At 62.4% G+C, this 26076-nt stretch carries 26 protein-coding genes; 13 read left to right on the forward strand and 13 right to left on the reverse strand.

Annotated features, from left to right (window positions below; translation table 11 throughout):
* Positions 1 to 83 precede the first annotated feature (83 nt).
* Positions 84 to 1640, reverse strand: a complete 1557-nt coding sequence (gene murJ / locus BUC04_RS12045; protein ID WP_067664210.1) for a murein biosynthesis integral membrane protein MurJ — start codon at positions 1638 to 1640, stop codon at positions 84 to 86.
* 267 nt (positions 1641 to 1907) lie between these two features.
* Here murJ and rpsT point away from each other — a divergent pair, with 267 nt between their 5' ends.
* Positions 1908 to 2168, forward strand: coding sequence for a 30S ribosomal protein S20 (gene rpsT / locus BUC04_RS12050; protein ID WP_067664212.1), 261 nt, complete (start codon positions 1908 to 1910; stop codon positions 2166 to 2168).
* A 174-nt stretch (positions 2169 to 2342) separates the two neighbouring features.
* Positions 2343 to 3734, forward strand: a complete 1392-nt coding sequence (locus BUC04_RS12055; protein WP_067664214.1) for a M28 family peptidase — start codon at positions 2343 to 2345, stop codon at positions 3732 to 3734.
* Positions 3735 to 3812: 78 nt separating this feature from the next.
* On the opposite strand, the gene BUC04_RS12060 is transcribed toward BUC04_RS12055, so the two are convergent.
* From BUC04_RS12060 to BUC04_RS12070, 3 genes are all read right to left on the reverse strand, one after another.
* Entirely contained in the window at positions 3813 to 4301 is a 489-nt protein-coding gene (locus tag BUC04_RS12060; protein ID WP_067664216.1) for a GNAT family N-acetyltransferase, read from the reverse strand.
* The gene (yaaA, locus tag BUC04_RS12065) at positions 4298 to 5071 is read right to left on the reverse strand and encodes a peroxide stress protein YaaA (RefSeq protein ID WP_067664218.1); all 774 of its coding nucleotides are present in this window, start codon (positions 5069 to 5071) and stop codon (positions 4298 to 4300) included. Before yaaA ends, BUC04_RS12060 begins: the two co-directional genes overlap by 4 nt.
* A 115-nt stretch (positions 5072 to 5186) precedes the next feature.
* Positions 5187 to 6635, reverse strand: coding sequence for an alanine/glycine:cation symporter family protein (locus BUC04_RS12070; protein ID WP_067664220.1), 1449 nt, complete (start codon positions 6633 to 6635; stop codon positions 5187 to 5189).
* 404 nt (positions 6636 to 7039) lie between these two features.
* Between BUC04_RS12070 and BUC04_RS12075 the strand changes: the two genes are divergently transcribed.
* The 4 genes from BUC04_RS12075 to BUC04_RS12090 all read left to right on the forward strand — a co-directional run bounded on the left by BUC04_RS12075 (position 7040) and on the right by BUC04_RS12090 (position 11074).
* A complete protein-coding gene (locus BUC04_RS12075; RefSeq protein ID WP_067664222.1) occupies positions 7040 to 7978 on the forward strand; it encodes an OmpA family protein in 939 nt (312 codons plus the stop codon).
* A 143-nt stretch (positions 7979 to 8121) separates the two neighbouring features.
* Positions 8122 to 9078 (forward strand): transaldolase, encoded by a 957-nt coding sequence (gene tal / locus BUC04_RS12080; protein WP_067664224.1) that lies wholly within the window; start codon positions 8122 to 8124, stop codon positions 9076 to 9078.
* Between the two features lie 59 nt (positions 9079 to 9137).
* On the forward strand, positions 9138 to 10778 hold the full coding sequence (gene pgi, locus BUC04_RS12085) for a glucose-6-phosphate isomerase (RefSeq protein ID WP_067664226.1): 1641 nt from the start codon (positions 9138 to 9140) through the stop codon (positions 10776 to 10778).
* A gap of 104 nt (positions 10779 to 10882) precedes the next feature.
* The gene (locus tag BUC04_RS12090) at positions 10883 to 11074 is read left to right on the forward strand and encodes a DUF3545 family protein (RefSeq protein ID WP_067664228.1); all 192 of its coding nucleotides are present in this window, start codon (positions 10883 to 10885) and stop codon (positions 11072 to 11074) included.
* An 84-nt stretch (positions 11075 to 11158) separates the two neighbouring features.
* Here BUC04_RS12090 and BUC04_RS12095 read toward each other — a convergent pair whose 3' ends face one another.
* Complete coding sequence (locus BUC04_RS12095; RefSeq protein ID WP_067664230.1) at positions 11159 to 11713, reverse strand: hemerythrin domain-containing protein; 555 nt, start codon at positions 11711 to 11713, stop codon at positions 11159 to 11161.
* Positions 11714 to 11815: 102 nt separating this feature from the next.
* A complete protein-coding gene (gene ung, locus BUC04_RS12100; RefSeq protein ID WP_067664232.1) occupies positions 11816 to 12496 on the reverse strand; it encodes a uracil-DNA glycosylase in 681 nt (226 codons plus the stop codon).
* 143 nt (positions 12497 to 12639) lie between these two features.
* On the opposite strand from ung, the gene nfo reads away from it, so the two are divergent.
* On the forward strand, positions 12640 to 13503 hold the full coding sequence (gene nfo / locus BUC04_RS12105) for a deoxyribonuclease IV (RefSeq protein ID WP_067664234.1): 864 nt from the start codon (positions 12640 to 12642) through the stop codon (positions 13501 to 13503).
* Positions 13504 to 13688: 185 nt separating this feature from the next.
* A complete protein-coding gene (locus BUC04_RS12110; protein WP_067664235.1) occupies positions 13689 to 14105 on the forward strand; it encodes a hypothetical protein in 417 nt (138 codons plus the stop codon).
* A 68-nt stretch (positions 14106 to 14173) separates the two neighbouring features.
* On the opposite strand, the gene lpcA is transcribed toward BUC04_RS12110, so the two are convergent.
* From lpcA to BUC04_RS12135, 5 genes are all read right to left on the reverse strand, one after another.
* On the reverse strand, positions 14174 to 14752 hold the full coding sequence (gene lpcA, locus BUC04_RS12115; protein WP_067664238.1) for a D-sedoheptulose 7-phosphate isomerase: 579 nt from the start codon (positions 14750 to 14752) through the stop codon (positions 14174 to 14176).
* Between the two features lie 202 nt (positions 14753 to 14954).
* Positions 14955 to 16235, reverse strand: a complete 1281-nt coding sequence (gene thrC / locus BUC04_RS12120) for a threonine synthase (protein ID WP_067664240.1) — start codon at positions 16233 to 16235, stop codon at positions 14955 to 14957.
* Positions 16235 to 17188, reverse strand: coding sequence for a homoserine kinase (thrB, locus tag BUC04_RS12125; RefSeq protein ID WP_067664242.1), 954 nt, complete (start codon positions 17186 to 17188; stop codon positions 16235 to 16237). The genes thrC and thrB overlap by 1 nt, the downstream gene beginning before the upstream one ends.
* A gap of 3 nt (positions 17189 to 17191) precedes the next feature.
* Positions 17192 to 19648, reverse strand: a complete 2457-nt coding sequence (gene thrA / locus BUC04_RS12130) for a bifunctional aspartate kinase/homoserine dehydrogenase I (RefSeq protein ID WP_067664244.1) — start codon at positions 19646 to 19648, stop codon at positions 17192 to 17194.
* 233 nt (positions 19649 to 19881) lie between these two features.
* Positions 19882 to 20568 carry a tRNA/rRNA methyltransferase gene (locus tag BUC04_RS12135; RefSeq protein WP_067664246.1) on the reverse strand — a complete coding sequence of 229 codons (687 nt, stop codon included), beginning with the start codon at positions 20566 to 20568 and terminating at the stop codon, positions 19882 to 19884.
* Positions 20569 to 20688: 120 nt separating this feature from the next.
* On the opposite strand from BUC04_RS12135, the gene aceK reads away from it, so the two are divergent.
* From aceK to BUC04_RS12160, 5 genes are all read left to right on the forward strand, one after another.
* On the forward strand, positions 20689 to 22386 hold the full coding sequence (gene aceK / locus BUC04_RS12140; protein WP_067664248.1) for a bifunctional isocitrate dehydrogenase kinase/phosphatase: 1698 nt from the start codon (positions 20689 to 20691) through the stop codon (positions 22384 to 22386).
* Between the two features lie 81 nt (positions 22387 to 22467).
* On the forward strand, positions 22468 to 23049 hold the full coding sequence (gene slyD, locus BUC04_RS12145; protein WP_067664250.1) for a peptidylprolyl isomerase: 582 nt from the start codon (positions 22468 to 22470) through the stop codon (positions 23047 to 23049).
* Positions 23050 to 23116: 67 nt separating this feature from the next.
* Positions 23117 to 23329: a DUF2986 domain-containing protein gene (locus BUC04_RS12150; RefSeq protein WP_067664252.1), complete on the forward strand. Its 213-nt coding sequence runs from the start codon at positions 23117 to 23119 to the stop codon at positions 23327 to 23329.
* Between the two features lie 88 nt (positions 23330 to 23417).
* Positions 23418 to 23780, forward strand: coding sequence for a CidA/LrgA family protein (locus BUC04_RS12155; RefSeq protein WP_067664254.1), 363 nt, complete (start codon positions 23418 to 23420; stop codon positions 23778 to 23780).
* The gene (locus tag BUC04_RS12160; RefSeq protein WP_067664255.1) at positions 23773 to 24474 is read left to right on the forward strand and encodes an LrgB family protein; all 702 of its coding nucleotides are present in this window, start codon (positions 23773 to 23775) and stop codon (positions 24472 to 24474) included. The genes BUC04_RS12155 and BUC04_RS12160 overlap by 8 nt, the downstream gene beginning before the upstream one ends.
* 135 nt (positions 24475 to 24609) lie before the next feature.
* Here BUC04_RS12160 and BUC04_RS12165 read toward each other — a convergent pair whose 3' ends face one another.
* Together BUC04_RS12165 and thiL are read right to left on the reverse strand one after the other, a co-directional pair.
* A complete protein-coding gene (locus BUC04_RS12165; protein ID WP_067664258.1) occupies positions 24610 to 25086 on the reverse strand; it encodes a phosphatidylglycerophosphatase A family protein in 477 nt (158 codons plus the stop codon).
* The gene (thiL, locus tag BUC04_RS12170) at positions 25083 to 26072 is read right to left on the reverse strand and encodes a thiamine-phosphate kinase (protein ID WP_234977387.1); all 990 of its coding nucleotides are present in this window, start codon (positions 26070 to 26072) and stop codon (positions 25083 to 25085) included. Before thiL ends, BUC04_RS12165 begins: the two co-directional genes overlap by 4 nt.
* Positions 26073 to 26076: the final 4 nt, after the last annotated feature.

Below are 26076 nucleotides of genomic sequence, written 5' to 3' on the forward strand. Positions count from 1 at the left end.
TCGAAAATCGCCGGATTATACCTTAGCTAAAGGCAAACCCACTAATACCAATCGTACTAAATGCTGACGTTTTCCAGCAGCCTTTACGCCCCTTTCAGATGGCGCGGCCGGATCCCCAACAGCCCCAGGGCCAGCAGATAGGTCACGGCACCCAGGCCGATCAGGCCAAACAGGTGGCTGATCCGCTCCAGCAGAGACCAGGACAGCCACTGGGCCTGCTCCGGACAAAGCCACAGCAGCAACGCCGCCATCGCCGCTCCGGCCAGGGCCATGCGGGCGATCAGCCCCAGGCTGGTCCGGCTCAGGCTGAACACCCCCTGGCGGTTCAGGCCGCGATACAGCAGCAACGCATTCAAGGTGGCAGAGGCGGAGGTGGCCAGGGCCAAGCCAACGTAGCCAAAGGGGATCGCCAGCAACAGGTTAAAGCCCATATTGGCCACCATGGCGATGATGCCGTAGCGCACCGGGGTCTTGGTGTCCTGGCGGGCAAAATAGCCCGGCGCCAACACCTTCACCAGCATAAAGCTGAGCAGGCCGGAGGCGTAAGCCAACAGGCTCATCGCCGCCATCTGGGTGTCGCCCACAGTGAACTCACCCCGCATAAACAGCACCATCAGCATCGGCTGAGCCAGCACCATCAGGCCCAGCATCGCCGGGATCCCCACCAACAGCACCGAGCGCACCCCCCAGTCCATGGTGGTGGCAAAGCGGGTGGGATCGTCCGCGGCATGGCGACGGGACAGCGCCGGTAGGATCACCGTAGCGATGGCGATGCCAAACAGCCCCAGGGGAAACTCCAGCAACCGGTCGGAGTAGTAGAGCCAACTGATGGAGCCGGTCATCAGGAAGCTGGCAATAAAGGTGTCAAACAGCAGATTGATCTGACTGACCGAGACCCCGAACATGGCGGGGATCATCAGGGTGCGGATCTTGGTTACCCCGGGGTGATGCCAGCCCCAGCGGGGACGCACCAGGGTATTGGTCTGCAGCAGGAAGGGGATCTGGAACAGGAACTGGATCAGGCCGCCGAGGAACACCCCCCAGGCCAGGCCCAGCTCCGGCCGCGCCAGTTGCGGTGACAACCACAGCGCACAGCCGATGATCGCCACATTGAGAAACACCGGGGTGAAGGCCGCCACGGCGAAGCGCCCCAGGGTGTTGAGGATCGCCCCGGCCAGGGCGGTAAAGGTGATAAACCACAGGTAGGGGAAGGTGATCTTCAGCATCAGTGCCGCCAGCAGAAACTTCTCCCCCTCCGGCTCACCACCGAGCCAGGCAACAAACCAGCCGGTGCCAAACAGGGCCGCCAGCACCGGCGAAGCGATAACCCCCACCAGGGTCACCAGGGTCACGATCACCCCCAGGGTGCCACTGACTCGGGCGATCAGCTCCCGCACCGCCGATTCCGACTCCTTTTGCTGGTATTCGGTCAATACCGGTACAAAGGCCTGGGCAAAGGCACCCTCGGCGAACAGACGACGCAGGAAGTTGGGGATCTTGTTAGCCAGAAAGAACACGTCGGCCGCGGCCCCCGCTCCCATCAGGTTGGCCACTACCACATCGCGCACCAGCCCCAGCACCCGGGACACCAGGGTCATGGCGCTGACCACCAACCCGGAACGAACCAATCTCTTACTCAAAAAAGCCCCTAAGCCGCTGCGCAGGCCACCCTTTGGCGGCCTCAATGAAGGAATCGCAAAAAAAATTCCCTGCCTCTGTCACCGAGACGGGAATGCTGCTAGAATTTCGCCCCATCTTAAACCAAGAGGGTTGGGAAAGGCCAAATAAGGCCGCCAGATCGTAGATTTGGTGCTTATTTGCCCGCTGTCATTGACATCCCTGGGCGAACTGAGTAAATTCGCGACCCTTGTAAGAATCCAGACTGCACCGTTTTTAGGAGTTTGCACTTGGCTAACATCAAGTCTGCTAAGAAGCGTGCCATCCAAGGTGAGAAGCGTCGTCAGCACAACGCTTCCCGTCGCTCCATGATGCGCACCTACACCAAGAAAGTTGTTGCTGCTATCGCCGCTGGCGACAAAGCTGCTGCTACCGAAGCTTTCCAAGCTGCTCAGCCGATCCTGGATCGCATGGCCACCAAAGGCCTGATCCACAAGAACAAAGCTGCTCGTCACAAGAGCCGCCTGGCTGCGCAAATCAAAGCTCTGTAATCGCGCTTTGAATTGAACGATAAAAACCGGCCCCTGGCCGGTTTTTTTATGCCTGACGTTTGCCCCAAGCCCGATAACAGTCCCCCGCCCTGGCCCTGCGCCCGCACTTAATGCCGCCGGCCACACCTGTTACACTGCCGCTCGAAATGGAATAGAACAATAACAGGACGTCCCATGCGATCAGTGTTTCTCGCCCTTGCCCTGGCCAGCAGCGCCGCGGCCGCCACCCCCTTTTCCGCTGACACCCTCAGCCATGCCCAGTCCCTGCGCCAGCATGCGATGAGTAGCGACCATGCCTTCGAGGTGGTGGAAAGCCTTACCACCGAGGTGGGCCCCCGCCTGGCCGGCAGCGACGGCGATGCCCGTGCGGTGGCCTGGGCCAAGGCCCGGTTCGAGGCGATGGGGTTTGACCATGTCCGCTTGGAGCCGGTCACCATCCCTCACTGGGAGCGAGGCTACGCCGATGCCCGTGTCACCCTGCCCTTCCCCCAGCCTTTGGTGATCACCGCCCTGGGTAACTCGGTGGGCACCCCGGAAGGGGGGATTGAAGCCCCCATCGTACGTTTTGCCACCCTGGCCGATCTGGAAGCAGCAGACCCTGCCGAGGTGAAAGGCAAGCTGGCCTTTATCGACCATAGGATGGAGCGGTTCAAGGACGGGCGCGGCTACGGCCCGGTGGTGAAGGCCCGGGGCCAGGGCGCAGTTGCCGCCGCCAAGAAGGGCGCTGCTGGCTTGCTGCTGCGCAGCGTCAGCACCAGTGCCCATCGCTTCGCCCACACCGGGGTGATGCGCTACGTCGACGGCGTCGCCAAGATCCCTGCCGTAGCCATCTCCGGCCCGGACGCGGATCAGCTGACCCGGATGCTGCAGCGTGACCCCAAGATCCAGGTCAAGTTGGAGCTGGAGGCGATGGATCATGGCGAAACCACCAGCTACAACGTCATTGGCGAGATCACCGGACAAAGCCAGCCGGAGGAGATCGTCCTGATCGGCGCCCACCTGGACTCCTGGGATGAGGGCACCGGGGCGCTGGACGACGGTGCCGGAGTGGGGATCGTGACCGCCGCCGCCGGCCATATCCTGGCGCTGAAGCAGCGCCCTGCCCGTACCATCCGGGTGGTACTCTACGCCGCCGAGGAGATTGGTCTGATCGGTGCAAAAGCCTACCGCGACGCCCATCAGGACACCCTGGCACAACACTATGTGGCCGCAGAAGCGGACTTCGGTGCCGGTCCCATCTACCGGTTCGATACACGGGTTAACGAACAGGCGCTGCCGGCGATGACAGCACTGCAGCAGCAACTGGCGCCGCTGGGGGTCGAGCGGGGCCACAACCAGACCTGGGGCGGCCCGGACGTCTCCGTTCTGCCGCCGCTAGGGGTACCGGTGGCGGGCCTGGCGATGGATGGCACCGACTACTTCGACTATCACCACACCCCGGACGATACCCTGGATAAGATCCGTCCCGAGGCGATCCAGCAAAGCGCCGCGGTCTATACCCTGTTTGCCTGGCTGATGGCCAACGCCGAGGCCGAGTTGCGTCCCATCCCCATGCCCCAGCCCTGAGCCAAGTCTGAGAACAACAGCCATAAAAAACGCCGGTCATCAGACCGGCGTTTTCCTCTCTGTCGTATCCCTGGCTCGCTACAGCGGCTTGACCTTATAACGAGCACCCTCGCCATAGTCCGCCAGGCATTTGCTGATCCTCTGCCGGGTAAAGCCATGGCGACGCCAATAGCCGTCAGCACCGGCCACCGCCACCAGTGCCAGATGACTGAAGCCCTGCGCCCGGGCTCCGTCCTCAAGCTGCTCCAGCAGCGCCTTGGCAACGCCCAGACCCCGGGCCTGGGGGGAAACGGCCATATCATGCAGGTACATCTGCATCGTCTTTCCTGCATCCGCTTCGGCTACCTGACCCAAGGGTGGAGGGGTGCCCAGCGGCCAGGGGTGGGCCAGGCAATAGGCCAGCAGGCACTCGTCACGCCAGACACCCCAGCAGCTTTGTGGCCCCAGTCGTTGCTTGCTTTGTAGCACCGATTTTGGCTCCACCAGTGTCTCACCGTAGGCCTCGCGCTGCAGCGCCATCACCCCTGGCCAATCAAGCTCAGTCAGGGGACGGATAGACAGGCTCACGGCTCGTCCCGCAGGAACACCATGGTGTCTTCACTGGAGTCCGCCTCTGAGAAACGGTAGCCAGCGTAGTTAAACGCCTCCAGATCCTTGGGCGATTGCGGTTGCTGCTCAATCATAAAGCGCGCCATCAGGCCGCGGGCCTTCTTGGCGTAGAAGCTGATGATCTTGTACTGGCCGTTCTTCAGATCCTTAAACACCGGGGTGATCACCCGAGCTTCCAGCGCCTTGGGTTTCACCGCCTTGAAGTATTCGTTGGAGGCCAGGTTGATCAGCACGTTGTCGCCCTGCTCAGCCAGCGCCTGGTTCAGTGCCTCGGTGATGTGGTTGCCCCAGAAGGCGTACAGGTCCTTGCCGCGGACGTTAGCCAGCTTAGTGCCCATCTCCAGCCGATAGGCCTGCATCAGGTCCAGCGGTCGCAGCAGGCCATACAGCCCGGACAGGATCCGCAGGTGCTGTTGGGCGTGCTGCAGCTGGGATTCGCTCAAGCTGCTGGCATCGAGGCCGGTATACACGTCGCCATTGAAGGCCAGCACCGCCTGCTTGGCGTTGTCCGGGGTAAAGGGCGGCTGCCATTCGGCAAAGCGGGCGGCGTTGAGCCCCGCCAGCTTATCCGACAGCTTCATCAGGCTGGCCAAATCCGCCGGGGTCAGTTGACGGCAGGTGGCCATCAGCGCCTCGGCATGGTCCAGCATCGCCGGCTCACTGAAGGCCGGCACATGGGCCGGCGTGTCAAAATCGAGGTTCTTCGCCGGGGAGATCACCGCCAACATAGTTGCATCCTTGGTTTCGCAGATTTGATGGGCCCAATATATCAATGGGCCAGACACAAAAAAACCACGCCCGGAGGCGTGGCTTCTGGCTTTTTACGATTGCCGTTATCGAGACTTAGCGGCCGCTAGTGGGCTCGCGCTCGGTCTCTTTCCAGGTATCGCAGTGCAGCTGCTTCTCCAGCACGGCAACGGTACCGGCGTTGAACTCCGGGGTCTCACCGGCTTTCAGCTGGGACTCGTAGTCCTTGATGACAGCAATAGCCACCTTGGACAGGGTCACCAGGGCAATGATGTTCACCAGCGCCATCAGGCCCATGGACACATCAGCAAAGTTCCATACCAGGTTCAGAGAGGCCACGGAGCCCATCATTACCATGGCCAGTACGGCAACACGGAACACGGTCAGTACGGTGTTGTTCTTGGTCAGGAACTTCACGTTGGTTTCCGCGTAGCTGTAGTTGGCGATGATGGAGCTGAAGCAGAACAGGATGATGGCAAAGGCCACGAAGAAGGAGGACCAGCTACCCAACTCGTTGGTCAGTGCCAGCTGCAGCAGGCCGATGCCGCCCTGACCCTGCGGATCAGACAGCACGCCGGACAGCAGGATGATGGCCGCAGACGCAGTACAGATCACCAGGGTATCCACGAACACACCGATCATCTGAACAAAACCCTGGGAGGCCGGGTGGTTCGGGTTCGGGGTGGCGGAAGCGGCGATGTTGGCGGCGGAGCCCATACCAGCTTCGTTAGAGAACAGACCGCGGGCCACACCGGCCATGATGGCACCCATGGCACCACCAGCGGCTTCCTGCAGGCCGAAGGCGGACTTGAAGATCAGCGCCAGGGCAGCCGGAACCTCAGTGATGTTCATCAGCAGCACAACCACGGCGATCAGCAGGTAGGCCACGGCCATGACCGGGACGATCAGCTCAGAGGCCTTGGCTACCTTCTTCAGGCCACCGAAGATGATGTAGGCACTACCGGCCACGATCAGCACGCCCAGCAGGGCCTTGTCGATACCAAAGGCGGTGTTGACGGCGTCCGCGATGGTGTTGGATTGCGCCGCGTTGAAGGCGAAACCGAAGGCGATGATCAGCAGCACGGAGAACAGGGAGCCCATCCAGCGCTTACCCATGCCCTGCTCCATGTAGTAGGCCGGGCCGCCACGGTACAGACCGTCTTCGCCCTTCACCTTGTACACCTGAGCCAGGGTGGACTCGATGAACGCGGTCGCCATACCCAGCAGAGCGATGAGCCACATCCAGAAGATGGCGCCGGCGCCACCCACGGTGATGGCCACGGCCACACCGGCCATGTTGCCGGTACCCACACGGGCTGCCATGGAGGTGCAGAACACCTGGAAGGAGGAGATACCGTCGGTCTTGTTGCGGCCCTCTTTGACCAGCTTGACCCCGTGGCCGAAGCGACGGAACTGGATAAAGCCGGTCATCACGGTGAACAACACACCCGCAGCCACCAATACGTAGATCAGGACACTGCCCCAAAGCAGGCCGTTGGCCATATCGATGACAGCTTCAAAACCGCCTAGCAAAGATTCAAACATACAATCGTTCTTCTATATGAGCGCCCAAGGCGAGGTCGTGCCTCTTCTGGGGCGACTGAGTGTCAACTTCCATTCCTGGTCTTGCGGCCCTTCCTGGCCAGCTACCGGCAACTTCGTGCAATTTTGTTCTAATTCACCGCATAAATACGCTGCGGTGCGTCCAATAGCGGGCCGAAACATTAGCATACTTGATCTGCCAGACCGCGTGACCTTGGTCACACAGCATCATTTTCCCAACCCGCAGTTTACAGCAGCGCATCCAGCCAACTCAGGGTTAGACACAACAGATCACCACAAAACCACTCCGCGGCAAAGTTATATGACTCAGGTGGAAGCCTTTCCTTAACCTTCTACGCTTATCAGTAACAGGACGTGATTATCCAATAAAACAATGGATTGTGACTATGAAAGGATTGATAGGGGCGCTGGCCCTGCTCTGCCCTTTTGCCCTGGCGGCGACGGACGAGACCCCCTGGTACCTCAGCATCGGCATCGGTGGCAGCCATTGGCAGGATCTTTGTCCCGGCAGCGAGCAGGCGGATCGCTGCGATGACACCGACACCCAATGGGACATCAGCGCCGGTTGGCACTTTATCGAGCCCCTGGCCGTGGAGGTGGGCCATGTCGACCTGGGCGGCACCGAGTGGTCTCGGAATGAACAGTTAGGCCAGCGACTGTCCGGCGATGGTCTTCGATTCGCCTTGCGCGGCCAGGTCCCCCTGCCCCATCAGTTAGTGGTCAGTGGCGAACTGGGCGGACTTTGGTACGACAGCCAGGCCACTGACGCCAATGGCAGCGCCAGCGACAGCGGCATCGCCCCCTTTATTGGCGTAGGGCTGGATTACCAGATTAAATCCCGCTGGCAACTGGGCGCGAGGATCCGCCAGTACCAGGATCTGGAGGTCTCCGCCCTGTCCGCCCGCTCCGACGTCACCACCTACTCGCTGCAGCTCAAGTACCGCTTCGGCCCCATGGACAGCCCCATTGCCCGGGCCCGGGTGGCCCTGCCATCGCCACTGCCCGCCTCCACCACCCTGGTGTTCGGCTTTAACTCCTATCATCTGGATGAGGCCGCCCGGGATCAGCTCGGCCCTATTGGCCAATATATGCAGAGCACCCCCGGTGCACAGGCGGAGATCATCGGCTACACCGATCAGCAGGGCGACTCGGACTACAACCTGCTGCTGGGCCAGCGCCGCGCCGAAGCGGTGAAACTGCACCTGCAGCAGGCCTGGCAGATCCCGGAGGAGCGGCTGTTCACCACGACACGGGGCAGCCTGGACGCGGGGGCAAAACGGTCGGATTCTGATCGAAAAGCAACGATCAGCTTGTTCCTCGATTAGCCTGCATCCCCGATGGCGGCATTTCATAAAGGACAAACTGTAATTTATTTACATAACCGGTTGGCTTTATTGGGCAAATCGCCTTTAATGGAACAACCCTGATCCCCGGGCCTGCGGGCCCCAGCTAGTAATGGATTGACCACATGGCTAACGCGCTCGAACAACTTAAATCCCTCACCACCATCGTGGCCGACACCGGCGATATCGAAGCGATCCGCCGTTACCACCCAGAGGATGCCACCACCAACCCCTCGCTGATCCTTAAGGCCGCCCAGCTGCCCCAGTACGAAGCCCTGATCAGCGACGCCGTGGCCTGGGCTCAGCAAGAGAGCCAGGACCCGGCCCAGCAGCTGGAAGACGCCGCGGATAAGCTGGCGGTGAACATTGGCCTGGAGATCCTCAAGATCGTCCCCGGTCGCATCTCCACCGAGGTGGACGCTCGCCTCTCCTTTGATACCCAGGCCTCCGTGGCCAAGGCCCGCAAGTTGATCCGTCTGTATCAGCAGGCTGGGGTGGGTCCGGAGCGGATCCTGATCAAGCTGGCCTCCACCTGGGAGGGGATCCGCGCCGCCGAGCAGCTGGAGCAGGAGGGGATCAACTGCAACCTGACCCTGCTGTTCAGCTTCGCCCAGGCCCGTGCCTGTGCCGAAGCCGGCGTTTACCTGATCTCCCCCTTCGTCGGTCGCATCCTCGACTGGTACAAGGCCAAGACCGGCGAAGACTACCAGGGCAAAGACGACCCGGGCGTCATCTCCGTCAGCCAGATCTACCGCTACTACAAGGAGCACGCCTACGACACCGTGGTGATGGGCGCCAGCTTCCGTAACACCGGTGAGATCCTGGCCCTGGCCGGCTGCGACCGCCTGACCATCAGCCCGGCGTTGCTGGAGGAGCTGGAGCAGTCCAGCGTTGAGGTGGTACGCGAGCTGGATTACCAGGGCGAGGTGCACTCCCGTCCGGCCCCGCTGTCTGAGGGCCAGTTCCGCTGGGAGCTGAACCAGGACCCGATGGCCGTAGAGAAGCTGGCGGAGGGGATCCGCAACTTCGCCATCGACCAGGACAAGCTGGAGACCATGCTGCGCGAGCGCCTCGGTCTGTAACCCCTATTCCCTATCATCGCCCGGCATTGTCCGGGCGTTACTTTATGGACAAAGCCCCAATGAGCACATTGACCCAACTGCCAGCCTGGCAACAACTGAGCCAATGCCGAGCCCGCCTGGAGCAGCAATCGCTTCGTCAGGCCTTTGCCGATGACCCCCAGCGTGCCGAGCGCTATACCGTGCGCGCCGCAGGCCTGATGCTGGACTACGCCAAGAACCGCATTGATCAGCCCACCCTGGATGCCTTGCTGGCCCTGGCCGAGCAGGGAGGCCTGCCCCAGCTGCGCGACGCCATGTTTGCCGGCGAGGCGATCAACAACACCGAAGGTCGCGCCGTGCTGCACACCGCGCTGCGGAATCGTCAGCGTGACAGCATCCTGGTGGAGGGCGAGAACGTGGTGCCGGAAGTGCGCGCCACCCTGGCCAAGATGAAAGGCTTTGTTGAGCAGATCCACAACGGCGAGCGCACCGGCTACACCGGCCAGGCCTTTACCGACGTGATCGCCATCGGCATCGGTGGCTCCTTCCTTGGCCCCAAGGTGGCCACCGAGGCACTGCGCCCCTACGCCAAGCCACTGCGGATGCACTACGTTGCCAACGTCGATGGCACCGCCCTGGCCGAGAAACTGAAAAAGGTCGACCCGGCCACCACCCTGGTGGTGATGTCCTCCAAGTCCTTCACCACCCAGGAGACCCTGGCCAACACTGAAAGCACCCGGGACTGGTTCCTGGCCAGCGGTGCCAGCCAGGCCGACGTGGCCAAGCACTTTGTCGCGGTCAGCTCCAACGTACCGGCAGCGGTGGCCTTTGGCATCGACGCCGACAACGTGTTCCCGATGTGGGATTGGGTCGGCGGCCGCTACTCGCTGTGGTCCGCCATCGGTTTGCCCATCGCCCTGGCGGTCGGTTTTGACCACTTTGAGCAGCTGCTCGCTGGTGCCGAAGCGATGGACCGCCATTTCTGTGAGGCCCCGCTGGAACAGAATATGCCAGTGCTAATGGGCTTGCTGGCGCTGTGGTACGACAACTTCTTCGATGCCCAGAGCCAGGTGATCCTCAGCTACGACCACTACCTGCGTGGCCTGCCCGCCTACGTCCAGCAGCTGGATATGGAGAGCAACGGCAAGGGTGTGGACAAAGAGGGTAACCCGGTCGATTACCGCACCGGCCCGGTGATCTGGGGCGGCGAGGGCACCAACGGACAACACGCCTACCACCAGTTGCTGCACCAGGGCACCGCCCTGATCCCGGCGGACTTTATCCTGCCGCTCAACAGCCACAATCCGCTGGGTCGTCACCACAACATGCTGGCTGCCAACTGCCTGGCCCAGGCCCAGGCCCTGATGCAAGGTAAGACCCTGGAGGAAGCCAAGGCGGAACTGGCTGGTAAGGGCCTGTCCGAGACCGAGCTGGACACCCTGGCCAAGCACAAGGTGATGCCGGGCAACCGCCCCAGCAACACCCTGCTGATGGACCAGCTGACACCGGCCACCCTGGGGGCACTGATCGCCCTGTATGAGCACCGCACCTTTGTGCAAGGCGCGCTGTGGGGGATCAACTCCTTCGATCAATGGGGGGTGGAACTGGGCAAGGTATTGGGTAACGCGGTGCTGGCGGAGATCGAGGCGGAAAACCCCGCCTATCAGCAGGACAGCTCAACCAACGCACTGATCGCCTGCCTGCGAAAAGGGCACATCTGATCGCCATCGGCCGGTAACGTTGTTGCAACATTTTCATTGCATGGTGTTTTCCATCTGTGATATCTAGATTGTGACAACAGGAAAAACCGTTGGGGGGATGTGTTATGGAAAGACTGGATTACGGTTCACCGGAAGGAAGTGTGGTGGAGAAACCGACCCGCTCACGGGGCAGCAAGAAGCGCAAATGGCGTGAAATTGAAGCACTGAAAGAACGGGCACGGTTGCGCAAAGAGCTGGAAGACATCGACTTCTGCTTTGAGTTCACCGCCGACGTGGAAGACATGCTGGAAGAGTAAGGCATCCACCCAAACGCGACAGATAAAGGAAACGCCCCGCAATGCGGGGCGTTTTTTTGTCTTCAATTCAGCGCAGTGGCGCCGCTAGGGGGCTTCCGCCTCCAGCTCCGCCAGGTAGGCGCGCAGATCCTCGTACTCCTGGTCATTGCCCTCGCTGAACAGCGGGTCTTCGATCAGCTTGGTCGCCACCTTCTGCTGCAGGATGGCCCAGTCCGCCTCGGTCAGCTCCTGCTCCAGCACCGGCAGCACATAACGCTCCTCCTGCTCCAGGTGATGGCGTTGCTGGTGGGCAAAGTCGCGCAGATCGGCAATCAGCCGCTCCCGCGGCACCACCGCATCGTTGAGGATCATATTGAGGGTATCCATCAACTGGTCGGTGGATTCCGCCAGTACCTTATGCTCCTGGCCCAGCCGGTGCACCGTTTCCGCCCCTTTGCCCTGCTTCTCCAGGTAGTACTGGTAGAGGATATCCTCCATCGGGTGGTGGCTATGATCGGCGTAGCGCTGCAGGTAGTCGATCACATCCCGCACCAGTGGCAGGCTCACCTCCTGGCCCAAAGCCAGACGATTCGCTTTGTTATCCAACAGCGCCAGCAACGTAGCGATGTGGGCATGATCAGTGTGGATCCTTGCCAGCATAGGCTCACCCTTCTGTCCGTAAAGTGTTATCTCAACCTTAACTGTTAGCATGGGCTGAGAAAAGCGCGAACGCCTTGATCCCCATCAATGGCCGGTGATGCCTTACTGCGGCAGGCGGGGTTGCCAATCGATGGGATCCAGGCCCTGCTGCTGCAGCAAGGCGTTGGTCTGGGTAAAGTGGCCGCAGTCAAAAAAGCCCCGGTAGGCCGACAGCGGCGAGGGGTGAGGGGCATCCAGCACATGATGACGACTGCGGTCGATCCCCTTGCCTTTCTTCTGGGCATGGCTGCCCCACAGCAAGAACACCACCCCCTCTCGCTCCCGGTTCACCGCCTCGATCACCGCATCGGTGAAGCGCTCCCAACCCAGCTTGGCGTGAGAATGAGCCTGGCCGTCGACCACCGTCAGCACCGTATTGAGCAGCAACACCCCCTGATCGGCCCAGCTGCCCAGGTAGCCATGCTCTGGCAACTCAAAACCGGGAAACTCCTGGGCCAGCGCCTTGTAGATATTTACCAGCGATGGCGGCGGCTTGATTCCGGGGGCAACGGAGAAGCACAGGCCATGGGCCTGATTAGGGCCGTGGTAGGGATCCTGGCCCAGGATCACCACCTTAACCTGGTCAAAGTCAGTACGTTGAAACGCCTCGAACACCTGGTGCTCAGGGGGATAGATGAGCTGGCCCTCGCTGCGCCACTGGGCCAGCTGCGTCATCATCTGGCGAAAATAGGGCTGGGCTTGCTCCTCGGCCAGGATAGGGCCCCACTGGTTCTGCACCGGCATCTTGTTCTCCTTTGGCGATGTTGGCGCCAGCATAGCGAAGCGGCGGGCTGCGGAAAAGCCAGGGCGGGCAATCGCTTTCCCCGGCTTGCCCGGGCAGGACCGACACCGTACCATCGCGCCAGCCAAGCCAGTTCGGAGAGAACATGCCACACACCCAGTCCAGCCGCTTTGTCGGCGCCCATGTCAGCGCCAGTGGTGGCGTCGAGAACGCCCCCCTCAACGCCGCTAAGATCGGCGCCCGCGCCTTTGCCCTGTTCACCAAGAACCAACGACGCTGGCAGGCCAAACCGCTGTCTAGCGACAACATCGACAAGTTCCGGGCCAATTGTGAGCGACTGGGTTTTGCTGCCGAACAGATCCTGCCCCACGACAGCTACCTGATTAACCTCGGCCACCCCGAGCCAGAAGCGCTGGCCCGCTCCCGCGAGGCCTTTATCGACGAGATGCAGCGCTGCGAGCAGCTGGGTTTGACCCTGCTCAACTTCCACCCCGGCAGCCACCTGCGCAAGGTGGATGAAGACCGCTGCCTGGCCACCATCGCCGATTCCATCAACCTGGCGCTGGAGGCGACCCAAGGGGTCAGCGCGGTGATCGAGAACACCGCCGGACAGGGCAGCAACCTGGGCCACCGCTTCGAGCAACTGGCGGCGATCATCGACCGGGTGGAAGACAAGAGCCGGGTTGGTGTCTGTCTGGATACCTGCCACACCTTTGCCGCCGGCTACGATCTGCGTAGCACCGAGGCCTGCCAGCACACCTTTGCCGAGTTTGATCGCATCGTCGGCCTGTCCTACCTCAAGGGGATGCACCTCAACGGCTCCAAATCCACCCTGAGCAGCCGGGTGGATCGTCACCACAGCCTGCACCAGGGCGAGCTGGGCAGCGACGTGTTCCAGTTTTTGATGAGCCACCCGGCCACGAAGGGGATCCCCATGGTGCTGGAGACCATCGACGAGACCCTGTGGGCCGACGAGATCCAGTGGCTCTACAGCCTGGAACATCGCTGAGCCTGGCATGACCGGCTCCTGTCTCCCTGTGCTGTGGCGTGTAGCAACACACCCACAGCACAGTTTACGAATGCCGTTCAGCTCAGCTTAAGGTTCAGCTCACACTCCTTGCAGCGCAAGCTCAGACTGCGGTGTGGGTGAGCTACCATGCACGCCCCTTACTGCCCAGATTTAGAACGAGATCCATGATCAAGCCCGCCCTTCTTGTTGCCGCCTCACTGCTGCTGACCGCCTGCGTGTCGACCTATGACGATGTCCGACCGGGCCGGGACGGCATCCATCAAATCACCGTGTACGACCGGGATCAGCAAGAGTCCATGCGCAACGCGCTAAACCAATCGCGGGCCTATTGCCGCTCGCTGCAGCAGTCGATGTTTGTGATCAGCGAGGAGACCCGCTACCAGGGCACCCTGCCCCAGGCGGAGTTTGAGCGACAGAAGGCACTGGCCAACGCCGCCTCGCAAGCCGGTGACCGTCTGCAGACGCAAAGCAGCAGCCAGGGCGCCAATGACGTTGGCCGACTTCTGTCTGGCGTGGCGGGTAGCCTGGATGACAGCCTGCAGGAGCCCTACGAGGCCAAGTTGCAGTTCGAGTGTCAGTGAGCACGGAAACACCCAAGAAAAAGGGCACCCTCTCGGGTGCCCTTTGTGATCCTGGCGGAGGATGGCGCTTAGGCCTCCATCTCCTTCTCGATCAGCTGAATGATGATGTGGATGATCTTGATGTGGATCTCTTGGATGCGATCGGCGTAGCCAAAGTGCGGTACCCGGATCTCGATGTCCGCCACGCCGGCCATCTTGCCGCCATCCTTGCCGGTCAGGGCGATGGTCTTCATCCCTTTGTTCTTGGCCGCCTCAATGGCGTTGAGGATGTTGCCGGAGTTGCCTGAGGTGGACAGGCCAAACAGCACGTCGCCCTTGGAGCCCACCGCCTCAACGTAGCGGGAGAACACAAAGTCGTAGCCGAAGTCGTTGCTGACGCAGGACAGGTGGCTGGGATCGGAGATGGCGATCCCCGGGTAGCCCGGACGGTTCTCCCGGTAGCGGCCGGTCAGCTCCTCGGCAAAGTGCATCGCATCGCAGTGAGAGCCACCATTACCGCAAGACAGCACCTTGCCCTCCTGCTTGAAGGCATCCGCAATCAGCTTGGCGGCAGCCTCAATCTGGGCGAGGTTGTGCTCATCGCTCAAGAATTTATTGAGGACGTCTGCTGCTTCAGTCAGTTCAGCCTTGATTAGATCCTGATACATGGATGCTCTCTCGTTGGTTGTGTGTCATTGCCAGCATGGCATTCTGTCGAAGTCTACTGATTGAAACCGTTCTGTCGATAGTTAGGGGTCACAAGGCGTGAACCCTCTCCCTTTTCTGTGGGGGACTTTCCAGCGCCGGTGAGTGACAAATACCCAAAAAACAAAGGCGCCTATCGGCGCCTTTGCGGTTTTCAGCCCTTAACTACACGGTACGATGCAGATAGGCCTCGAACGCCGCTGCGTCAGCTCCCAGGGTTTCACTGAGTACCTGCTTGTCGACCACCGCGGCCAGCGCCGGCGGCAGCGGTAGCTCGATCTCCAGCACCTGCTCCACCGCCCCCTGGAACTTGGCCGGGTGAGCGGTGCCCAGAAACACCCCAACCTCGCCGGGCTGCAGCTGGCGTTCCAGCGCCTCGCTGGCCACCGCTGCGTGGGGCTCTGACAGGTAACCCTGTTGATGGAGCTGACGCAACCGCTGCTCGGTCTCGGCCTCACTGACCCGCTCCGCCGCCAGGGTGCTCAGCGGCCAACCCTGGCGCTGGCACAACGCCTCGACCCGGGGCCAGTTATTGGGACTGGTGACGTCCATGGCGTTGGACAGGGTGGCGTGCACCGGCATCGGCGACCACACCCCGTCGGCCAGGTAGCGCGGTACCGTGTCATTGGCGTTGGTAGCAGCAACGAAGCGCTTGATCGGCGCCCCCATCGCCTTGGCCAGCAGGCCGGCGGTGAGATTGCCAAAGTTACCGGAGGGCACCGAGAACACCGCCTGCTCGCGCTGCGCGGCCGGCAATTGTGCCAGCGCCTCAAAGTAGTAGCAGATCTGCGCCAGCAGCCGGGCGATGTTGATGGAGTTGGCCGAGGTCAGACCGTAGCGCTGCTTCAGCGGTGCGTCGGAGAAGGCCCCCTTCACCAGCGCCTGGCAGTCGTCGAAGCTGCCTTTCACCGCCAGGGTGTGGATGTTGTCCCCCAGGGTGCAGAACATCTTCTCCTGCAGCGGGCTGATGCCGCCATCGGGGTAGAGCACCACCACCTGGATGTTATCCAGCCCATAGAAGGCGTCCGCCACCGCGGCGCCGGTATCGCCGGAGGTGGCGGTGAGGATGGTCAGCGGCGTGTCCTCGGCAAACCGGCTCAGACACTGGGCCAGGAAGCGGGCGCCGAAGTCCTTAAACGCCAGGGTGGGGCCATGGAACAGCTCGAGACAGTGGCTGCGCTCAGTCACCGCCTGCAGAGGCGCGGCAAAGCGAAAGGCATCGCGCACCAGTGCACTGACCGTCTCCTGGCCCAGCTCCGGCGCCAGCCAGGCCCCCATCACCTGCTCGGCCCGCGCCAGCATGTCCTGCTGCCAGAACGCCGCATCCAGGGTCAGTTGCGGGATCTGGTCTGGGAAGAACAGCCCCTGTTGCTGGCCAAGTCCCTGGCGAACCGCCTCGGCAAAGCTCAGTCGCTCTGCCGGCACCTTCAGATTCACCCACTCCATCACATCGCTCCTCTTTCTACCTGAACACCGACCGGATCCAATTTGCAGATCCGCACCAGGCCCCGGGCATTCAATACATAATGTTGTTGCAGATAGCGCGCCGCCGCTTCTGCTTGTGTTTTGTCGCCGGCCACCGCAAACAGGGTGGGGCCGGAACCGGAGATCCCCACCGCAGGGCAACCCAGCGCCTGCAGCTTATCCCGCGCGGCCTGGTAGCCAGGGATGTGCGCCGCCCGATAGGGCTCAGCCACCACGTCCTTAAGCACCGCCAGCGCCTGCGCTTCATCCTGGCGATGGCAGGCATCGACGAAGCTGGCCAGCTGCTGGCCAAAGCGCAGCGCGGTGGCCAGCGGCAACTCGGTCGGTAACAGGGCGCGCATCTTGGCGGTGGACAGGGTGATGCCGGGGTAGGCCACCACCCAATACCAGGCGTTAAAGCCCGGCAACGCCCGGGCGCCGTCCTGCTGCATCAGCTGCAGTCCCCCCAGGTAGCTGGGCGCGACGTTGTCGTAATGCACGCTGCCGGAGATCTGCCCCTCCAGCTCCCCCATCATCACCAGCAACTCCTGCGGTGACAATGGGCTGTCGAAGAAGGCGTTGACCGCCGCCAGCGCCGCCACCACCGAGCTGGCGCTGCTGCCCAGGCCACTGCCGATGGGCAGGTTCTTCTCCAGGGTCAGGGCCAGCCCCTGCTCAGGCTTGCCTTGCTGCTGCAGAAAGTGGCGGGCGCAGCGCAGCACGATATTGTCCGCCACGTTGCCCGGCAGCAGGTCGGCGTAGGGGCCGACACACTCCAGTGACAGTGGTCCGTCACTGGCCTCCACATGGACCCGGTCCCCCAGCGGCTCGCCATCCACCGGGGCCAGGGCAGCGCCGAGCAGATCAAAGCCGACACTGACGTTACCCATGGAGGCGGGGGCGTAGACGCTGACGCGTTGTTTGGCTTGGCTCATCCCTTAACCCTCCCGTTGCCAGCTCTGGGTGCGCAGGATATCGGCAAATACCCCGGCGGCGGTGACCTCGGTACCGGCACCATAACCGCGCAGCACAAAGGGCAGTGGCTGATAGTAGCGGCTGTAGAACGCAAGGGCGTTCTCACCGCCCTTGATGCTGTAGAGCGGGTGCTCAGGCCCGACCGCCTCCAGCACCACCTGGCACTGACCATCGCCGCCGATCTTTCCGACATAGCGCAGCACCTTGCCCTCATCCCGGGCCGCTGCAATACGCGCAGCGATGGCGCTATCCGCTTCAGGCAGCCGGGCCAGGAAGCTGTCCACGTCACCGCTGGCATCAAAGCCCGAAGGCAGCACGCTCTCCACCTGGATCTGCTCCAGCTCCAGCGCCATCCCCGCCTCCCGGGCCAGGATCAGCACCTTGCGGGCCACGTCCATGCCGGACAGGTCGTCGCGGGGATCCGGCTCGGTAAAGCCCTTCTGTTTGGCCTGCAAGGTGGCCTGGGACAGCGGGATCCCCTCCTCCAGCAAGCCGAAGATGTAGGATAGCGAGCCGGACAGGATGCCGGAGAAGGCCTGCAGCTGATCGCCAGCGCGCAGCAGCCCCTGCAGGTTGTCGATTACCGGCAGGCCGGCACCGACGTTGGTCTCATACAGGAACTGGCGCTTCTGCTCCTGGGCAACTGCTCGCAGGCTCTGGTAGTACTCCAGGCTGCCGGTGTTGGCCTTCTTGTTGGGGGTAACGATATGCCAGCCGGCAGCTAGGGCGTCCACGTAGCGATCCGCCAGACTCTGCTCGGCGGTGCAATCCACCAGCACCGGGTTGACCAGCTTAGCCTCGTGGGCAAAGGCCAGCAGCTTGGCCATGTCCAGCGCCTCACCCTGGTTGGCCAGGCCGTCACGCCACTGTGCCAGCGGCAGCCCGGCGGCGGCCAACTGCATCTGGCGGGAGTTGGCTACGCCGCACAAACGGATGGCGATGTTCTGCTCGGACAGGCTGGCCTGCTGCGCCTCGATCTGACGCACCAGCTCGCCGCCGACGTTGCCGGCGCCGATCAGCACCACATCGATAAAGTGGCGGGTATCGAAGAAGTTCTGATGACACAGCCGCAATGCGCTGGCGGCTTCAGATTGGGCAATCACCGCGGAGATCGCCCGCTCGGAGCTGCCCTGGGCGATGGCCACGGCGGAGGCGCCGGCCTGGGCCAGGGCGCGGAAGAAGCGCGCCGCCACCCCCTTCTTGGTGCGCATGCCGTCGCCGATCAGGGTCATGATCGCCAGATCCTCAAGGATGGCGATAGGCTCCAGCAGCGACTGCTTCAGCTCCAGCTCGAACGCCGCTTCCAGTGCGGCCTTGGCAGCGGGCCCGTCCTGGGCGGGCAGACAGAAGGAGATGGAGTACTCGGAGGAGCTTTGGGTGATCAGCGAGATCGACAGCCCCGCCCGGGCAATGGCGTTGAACACCCGGCCTGCCATCCCCACCATCCCCTTCATGCCGGGGCCGGAGACGCTGATCATCCACTGGTCCTCCAGCTGGCTGATCGCCTTTACCAGGCTCTTGGAGGGCTCGGTGCGGGCGTGGATCAGGGTACCCGGCGCAGAGGGGTTGAGGGTATTACGGATGCGACAGGGCAACTGATGCTGGGCGATAGGGGCGATGGTGCGGGGGTGCAACACCTTGGCGCCAAAGTAGGACAGCTCCATCGCCTCCTCGTAGCTGAGGGAGGGCAGCAGCTGGGCATCGGCAATCAATCGGGGATCGATGTTGTAGACGCCGTCCACGTCGGTCCAGATCTCACAGCTGTCGGCATAGAGGCAGGCAGCCAGGCAGGCGGCGGAGTAGTCGGAGCCGTTGCGGCCAAGGGTCACCACCTCGCCGACCTCGTTGCTGGCGGTAAAACCGGGCATCAGCCAGATGCGATGGGCGCCCAGGTCCAGCTTGGCCAGACGGGCCCGGCTGGCCTCGATCGCCACCTCCGCCTCCAGGTGAGGGCCACGGGCCTGGAAGTAGTGACGCGGGTCCAGCGCACCGACGTTGGCACCGCGACTGCGAAACAGACCATGCAGCGCCGCCACTGACAGGCGCTCGCCGGTGACCAGTACCTGGGCCATCACCGCATCGGGGCAGCGCTTCAGCAGTCGGACCCCCTCCAGCAGGTTGGCCAGCTCCGCCCGCTCCTGGGCAAACTGCTGCGCCAGGGTGGCCTGGGCGGCGGGGTCCAGCTGCGGTGCCAGGGCCTGCTGCAGCTGTTCCAGGCGCTGGTCCAGCGAGGCAAGGTCCGGTGTCTTCCCTGAAGCGGCAGTCTGGGCTGCCGCCTCCAGGGCGTTGGTCACGCCACCGGGAGCGGACACCACCAGCATCACCGGAAACTGCGCCGCCGCCTCCGCCACCAGGGTGGCGACGTGTTGCAGCTTCTCCCCGTCCGCCAGTGACGAACCGCCAAACTTCATTACCTTCATGCCTTACTCCCTGTCACCAAAACCTTTTTCTACCGTCCAAAACACAACAAGCCCGCTCTTTGGGAGCGGGCTTGTTGTTTGGGATTCTTTGAATCCGAGGTGCCGTCAGCCCGCCCCCAACCTGTCGGTGGTGGTAATCAGGGTAATCTGGGTGTGACGAACCAGTGTCAACATAGTGTTACAACGAATCCTCGAATCAACTGGTTATACAGTCGCCAACTTCATTGACAAAGTCAACGCCTTTCCTTTATCGCGTTTTCAACATCACCGATAAGCAGATGCAACATTGACACGTCCCGTTGAGACAAGCTGCCCAGGCTATCGGCCAGCCAGCGACGCAGTACGTCGTCTTCTGCCACCGCCAAGCGGTCAAGCAGCGCCTGGCTGCGCCCCTTCAGAGCGCGGAACTGATCCGGATCCGCCTCGCTCTCCGCCGTCAGGCTGGCCTGGGAGAACTCGTAGGCATAGAGCATGATCGCCTGACCCAGGTTGAGCGAGGGATAGGGGTTGGCCAGGGGAATGGTGGTGAGTAGATCCGCCAGGGCCAGGTCGGCGTTGGACAGCCCGGAGGCCTCGCAGCCGAACACCAACGCTACCCGCTTTACCGAGCCGGCCAGTGCCTCGACCCGCTTGGCCGCCTCTGCCGGGGTGTGCAGCCGGCGCTTGTCGCCGCGACGGCGGGCGGTGGTGGCCAGCACCAGATCGACGTCCGCCAGGGCGGCGGCCAGGTCGGGGTAGCTGCCGGCCTGCTCCAGGATCTCCTGGCTGCCGTGGGCAACCCAGCTGGCCTGCTCCGATTGGTGCACATCCGAGCCGACTACCCGCAGCTGGTCGAAGCCCATGGTATTCATCGCCCGGGCCGCGGCCCCCACATTCTCGCCCCGCTGCGGGGACACCAGTACAAAAATCAGTTCAGCCATCGCTTCCTCCGTTGGCCACGGAGAGTAACGGGTTTGCGCCCGGTTGCAAGTCCCGCCCTGCCCCTTGAGACAAATAGTGGTAAGTTAGAGTCATCTGCGATGATTGCAGCAGGAGTGACCATGACAGGATGTTCCCCAACGCAGCTGGCCTACCGGATCCTGGCCGGGTTCGATAAACACTACCGCCTCTACACCCGCATCACCCTGGAAGCCAAAGACCGCTTCGCTCGGGCCGACTGGCCGGCGGTGCAAGCGGCCCAGAAAGCCCGGGTGCGGCTCTACGGCGAGCTGCTCAATGACCAGGTCCGGCTGATGATCCAGCAGCTGGACAAGCCGGTGATCTCCACCGAGCTGTGGCGGCAGACTAAGCAGGCCTACAGCGCCCTGCTGCAGGGGCATCCCCAGGCGGAGCTGGCGGAGACCTTCTTCAACTCGGTGTTCTCCCGCCTGTTTCGTCACCGCGGCCTGAGCAATCAGCACCTCTACCTGCACACCGATGCCCCGCCGCGCCCCGCCTTTGCCCCGGAAAAGCTGTGTCGGGTGGCCGCCCTGGACGACGGGCCGGAGGGCCTGGTCCGGCTCATCCTGCCCAGCCGCTTTGGCCGCCCCTTCAGCGACATCGAACAGGATGCCCAGAAGGTGTGGCAGCGGTTGCAGCCACTGATCGCCGAGCATCAGCTGCATACCCTGGAGCTGGTCACCAGCATCTTCTATCGTAACAAGGGTGCCTACCTGGTGGGCCGACTGGTGGGCCAGCAAGGCTTCCTGCCGCTGGTTCTGCCGATCCGCCACGGCCCGGATGGCCTCTATATCGATGCGGTGCTGACCGAAGAGGACGACCTGTCGGTGGTGTTCAGCTTTACCCGCTCCTACTTTATGGTGACGGTGGATCGCCCCTCCCTGCTGGTCAGCTACCTAAAGCAGCTGCTGCCCAACAAGAGCTGGGCCGAGCTCTACACCGCCATCGGCTTCCAGAAACACGGCAAGACCGAATTCTACCGGCGCTTCCTCCACCACCTGGACCGCAGTGACGATCAGTTCGTCATCGCCCCCGGCATCAAGGGGATGGTGATGTCGGTGTTTACCCTGCCCTCGATGGATACCGTGTTTAAGGTGATCAAGGACCGCTTCACCCCGCCCAAGGAGATGACCAAAGAGGAGGTCAAACAGAAGTATGAGCTGGTGAAACAGCACGACCGGGTGGGCCGAATGGCGGATACCCATGAGTTCGCCAACTTTGTCTTCCCCCGCGAGCGCTTCAGCGAGGAGCTGCTGGAGGAGCTGCAGAAGGTGGCACCTTCGGAGTTGGAGATCGACGATGAGCAGGTGGTGATCCGCCACCTCTACGCCGAGCGCAAGATGATCCCGCTCAACCTCTACCTGGAGCAGGCCGATCCGCCGCAACTGGCCCACGCCATCTACGAGTACGGGCTCGCGATCAAACAGCTGGCCACCGCCAACATCTTCCCCGGCGACATGCTGTTTAAGAACTTCGGGGTCACCCGACACGGCCGGGTGGTGTTCTACGACTACGACGAGATCAGCTACATGACGGAGTGCAACTTCCGGGCGATCCCCAAGCCCCGCACTCCGGAGGATGAGTGGGCAGCGGAGCCCTGGTACTCGGTGGCGCCGATGGACGTGTTCCCGGAGGAGTTTGGCTACTTCCTGCTGGGTAAGAAGGAGGTCAAGGCGCTGTTTATGGAGAACCACCAGGACCTGCTGGATCCGGCCTACTGGCAGGGGCTGCAGGAGGGGATCCGGCAGCAGCGGATCCCGGACTTCTACCCCTATCGACAGGCTTGTCGGCTGCCCTGAGCACATTTTTGCCACAGGATCGTGGCAGCGGACCCGGCGACGGCGTAAGATGCCGGTTTTTAGTCCCTTTGGAGTTATCGGATGATCATCGACGCCAATACCGTTGTTACCCTGCACTACCGTCTGCGCAATGCCGAGGGTGAGCTGCTCGAAGAATCCTTTGGCGCCGAGCCGATGCAGTACCTGCATGGCGCGCAAAACATGATCCCCGGGCTGGAGAAGCAGCTGACCGGCAAGCAGGTTGGTGACAGCTTCAAAGCTGACGTCGAGGCGGCGGAAGCCTATGGTGAATACGAGCAGGGCCTGGTGCAGGCAGTGCCGCTGAGCGCCTTCGAAGGGGTTGAGGATATCGTCCCGGGCATGCGCTTTATCGCCGAGACCGATGTCGGTCCGCGCCCGGTAGTAGTCACCGAGGTGCAGGACGAGAACGTAATCGTTGACGGTAACCACCCGATGGCAGGCCAGTCCCTGCATTTCGAGGTTGAGGTGACCGAGGTGCGCGCTGCCACCGAAGAGGAGCTGGCTCATGGCCACGTTCACGCGGCCGGCGGTTGCTGTGGCGGTGGCTGCGGCAGCAAAGAGGAAGCGGACCACGAGTGCTGCGGTGGCAGCGGTGAGTGCGCCAAGGGCGACGACTGCTGCGGCGGCCACGGCCACCACTAAGCGGCCAGCGCGCTCAACAGCCCGTCTCCGGACGGGCTTTTTTGTGGCTTAACGACGAGGAAGCGGCATGAACCGCAAGAAGAAGGTCAAACAAACCCTGCTGAAAAAGGCGAAGAAGGCCAATGCCAAGCTGCGCCACAGCAACAAACCCAAGTACATCAGCAAGGCCGACCGGGCCCTGCTGGAACAAACGGAAGCGAGCGAAAGTCCGAGTCAGCCCGAGGGCCCCAACGAGGTAGCTAGCAAGGTAGCCAGCGAGGAGCCCGGCGACAAAGCGTGATCATGATCCCAATCCGCTGGGCCGGGCGCGACATCCTGCCGAAATGACGCATCCTATGCGCCGTCGCGCTGTGAGATTGGGAGTCGCTATGGAGTTGTTGTTGGGGTTTGCCGGCTTGATCGGCCTGTGGTTGCTGGGGGAGGGCTTAAGCGAGCTCCTCTCCCTGCCGATCCCAGGCTCGGTGATCGGTATGCTGCTGCTATTTATCGGCCTGGTCATTCGCGGCCGGGAGCCGCAGGCGATCACCCAGGCCAGCGACGGCTTACTGCGCTACCTCGGCCTGCTATTCGTGCCCGCCGGGGTGGGCCTGATGGTCTACATCGAACTGATCAAAGAGGCCTGGTTGCCCGCCACCGTCGCCATCCTGCTGGCCACACTGATCACCCTGCTCAGCTCCGCCGGTGCCATGACCCTGGCCAAACGCTGGGGCAAGGACAACCACGATGCTTGAAATTCTTGTCAGCCTGCCGGGCTTCGCCCTGGTAATCACCCTGCTGGCGTTCTGCCTGGGTCAGGTGGTGCAACAACGCGCCGGTAACCACCCTCTGCTCAATCCCGTCACCTTTGCCATGGTGGTGCTGATCAGCCTACTACTGCTGCTGGAGATCCCCTACGAGGACTACTTCCAGGACGCCCAGTTTATCCACTTCCTGCTGGGCCCGGCCACGGTGGCGCTGGCGGTACCGCTGTATCGACAGCTGCCGCTACTGAAGCGGCTGTGGCTACCGATCCTTTCCAGTATCGTGATTGCCGTCTCCGCCACCGCGCTGGGTGCAGCCTACCTGGGCAAGGCGCTGGGGATGCCCGAGGCGATGAGCCAGTCGATGACCATGAAGTCGGTGACCATCCCCGTCGCCATGGGGATCAGCGATAAGATCGGCATGATGACCTCGATGACCATCCTGTTTGTGATGATCACCGGCAACCTGGGCAGCATTATCGGTAGCGGCGTGCTGCGCCGGGTCGGCGTCACCGATCCCAAGGTAGTGGGGCTGGCCCTGGGCGCCACCTCCCACGGTCAAGGCGCCGCCACCGCCTTTCAGCTGCACCCGGAAGCCGGCGCCTTTGCCGGCCTGGCAATGGCACTGACCGCAATCACCGCCTCTTTGCTGGTGCCGGCCTTCTTCGCTCTTGGGTGGTTGTAGCCTTGCCAACAACACCCAAAGGGGTTTCATCCCGCTTGAATCCCCTCTGCCTCCTAGGGCAGTGAAAGTCCCAGTGGTGGCTAATCACCTACAAAAAAGCAGCGCCTCAGCGCTGCTTTTTTTAACCCCGGTGAATTACACCAGGAAATAGGCGGCCAGTTGGATCACCCCGAGGGCGAAGATCCCCGCCAGGATGTCATCCACCATGATGCCAAAGCCACCGTGGACATGACGGTCAAGCAGCTTGATGGGCCAGGGCTTCAAGATATCGAAGAAGCGGAAGGCGACAAAGGCGGCGACGATCCAGACCCAGCCGGCGGGCAAGCAGATCATGGCGATCAGCATCCCCACCACCTCGTCCCAGACGATGGCCGGATGGTCATGCTCACCCATGTCCTCGGCGGTCTTACCGCACAGGTAGATCCCCACCAGGCTCATCACCACCAGGGTGCCGATGTAGAGCGGCAGCGACCAGTCCATCATCAGCCAGAAGAATGGCAACGCTGCCAGGGTACCAAAGGTACCCGGGGCCTTGGGGGCCAGGCCCAAACCAAAACCCAATGCCAGGAAATGCACCGGATTGCGCATCCGGATCCCGGTCAGTCGACTCATACTGCGTCCTTAAAATGGTTGTAGCCGGACAACGTCAGCTCCACCGGCTCGCCCTCTCGACGAAACTGGATGCCGCTGCCGTTGGTGATCTGGCCGATGCAGTGGTACGAAGTCCCCGCTTCCGACATGGCGGTGGCCAGGGCCCCCTTCTGTGCCTCGGGCACGGTAAACAGCAGCTCGTAGTCCTCGCCGCCGGCCAGGGCCAGTTGCAGCGCCTGCTCCGGCTCCACCACGCTTTTCAGCGAGGCGGAGATGGGGATCTGGTCCAGCTCCACCACCGCGCCCACACCGGAGGCGGTAAGGATGTGGCTCAGATCCGTGGCCAGGCCGTCGGACAGGTCCAAGCAGCTGGAGGCCAGGTTGCGCAGGGCGCGCCCCGCCAGCATCTTGGGCCGGGGCCGCAGGTGCTTGTTCACCAGCGGGCGGCGCAGAGGGGATGGCAGCTGCAGCTCATCCTGCAGGCACATCAACCCGGCGGCGCTGTCACCTAAGGTGCCGGTAACGAACAGCCAGTCGCCGACCCGGGCGCCGGCTCGATAGAGGATACGACCCGCCGGCGCCTGGCCGTGCATTGTGATGGTCAGGCTCAGCGGACCACGGGTGGTGTCACCGCCGACCAGTGCCAGCCCATAGTACTGGCAGATCTCGAACAGGCTGGCGGAAAACGCCTCCAGCCACTCCTCATCCGCCTCAGGCAGGGTGATGGCCAGGGTCATCCAGGCGGGCTCAGCCCCCATGGCCGCCAGGTCACTCAGGTTGACCGCCACCGCCTTGTAGGCCAAGTCCCCCGGTTCGATGTCCGGTAGGAAATGCACCCCGGAGACCAAGGTATCGGTGGAGACCAGTAACTGATTGCCTTCCGGCAGCTTCAATACCGCGGCGTCGTCACCGACACCACAGATCACGTCCTTGCGCTGATTGGGGCGGGTAAAATAGCGCTTAATGATGGAAAATTCACCAGTTCCCATAACGTAATGCGGCCACATGTTG

Origin of the sequence: Ferrimonas marina, from assembly GCF_900129905.1 — a bacterium.
GTDB classification, from domain to species: Bacteria; Pseudomonadota; Gammaproteobacteria; order Enterobacterales; family Shewanellaceae; genus Ferrimonas; species Ferrimonas marina.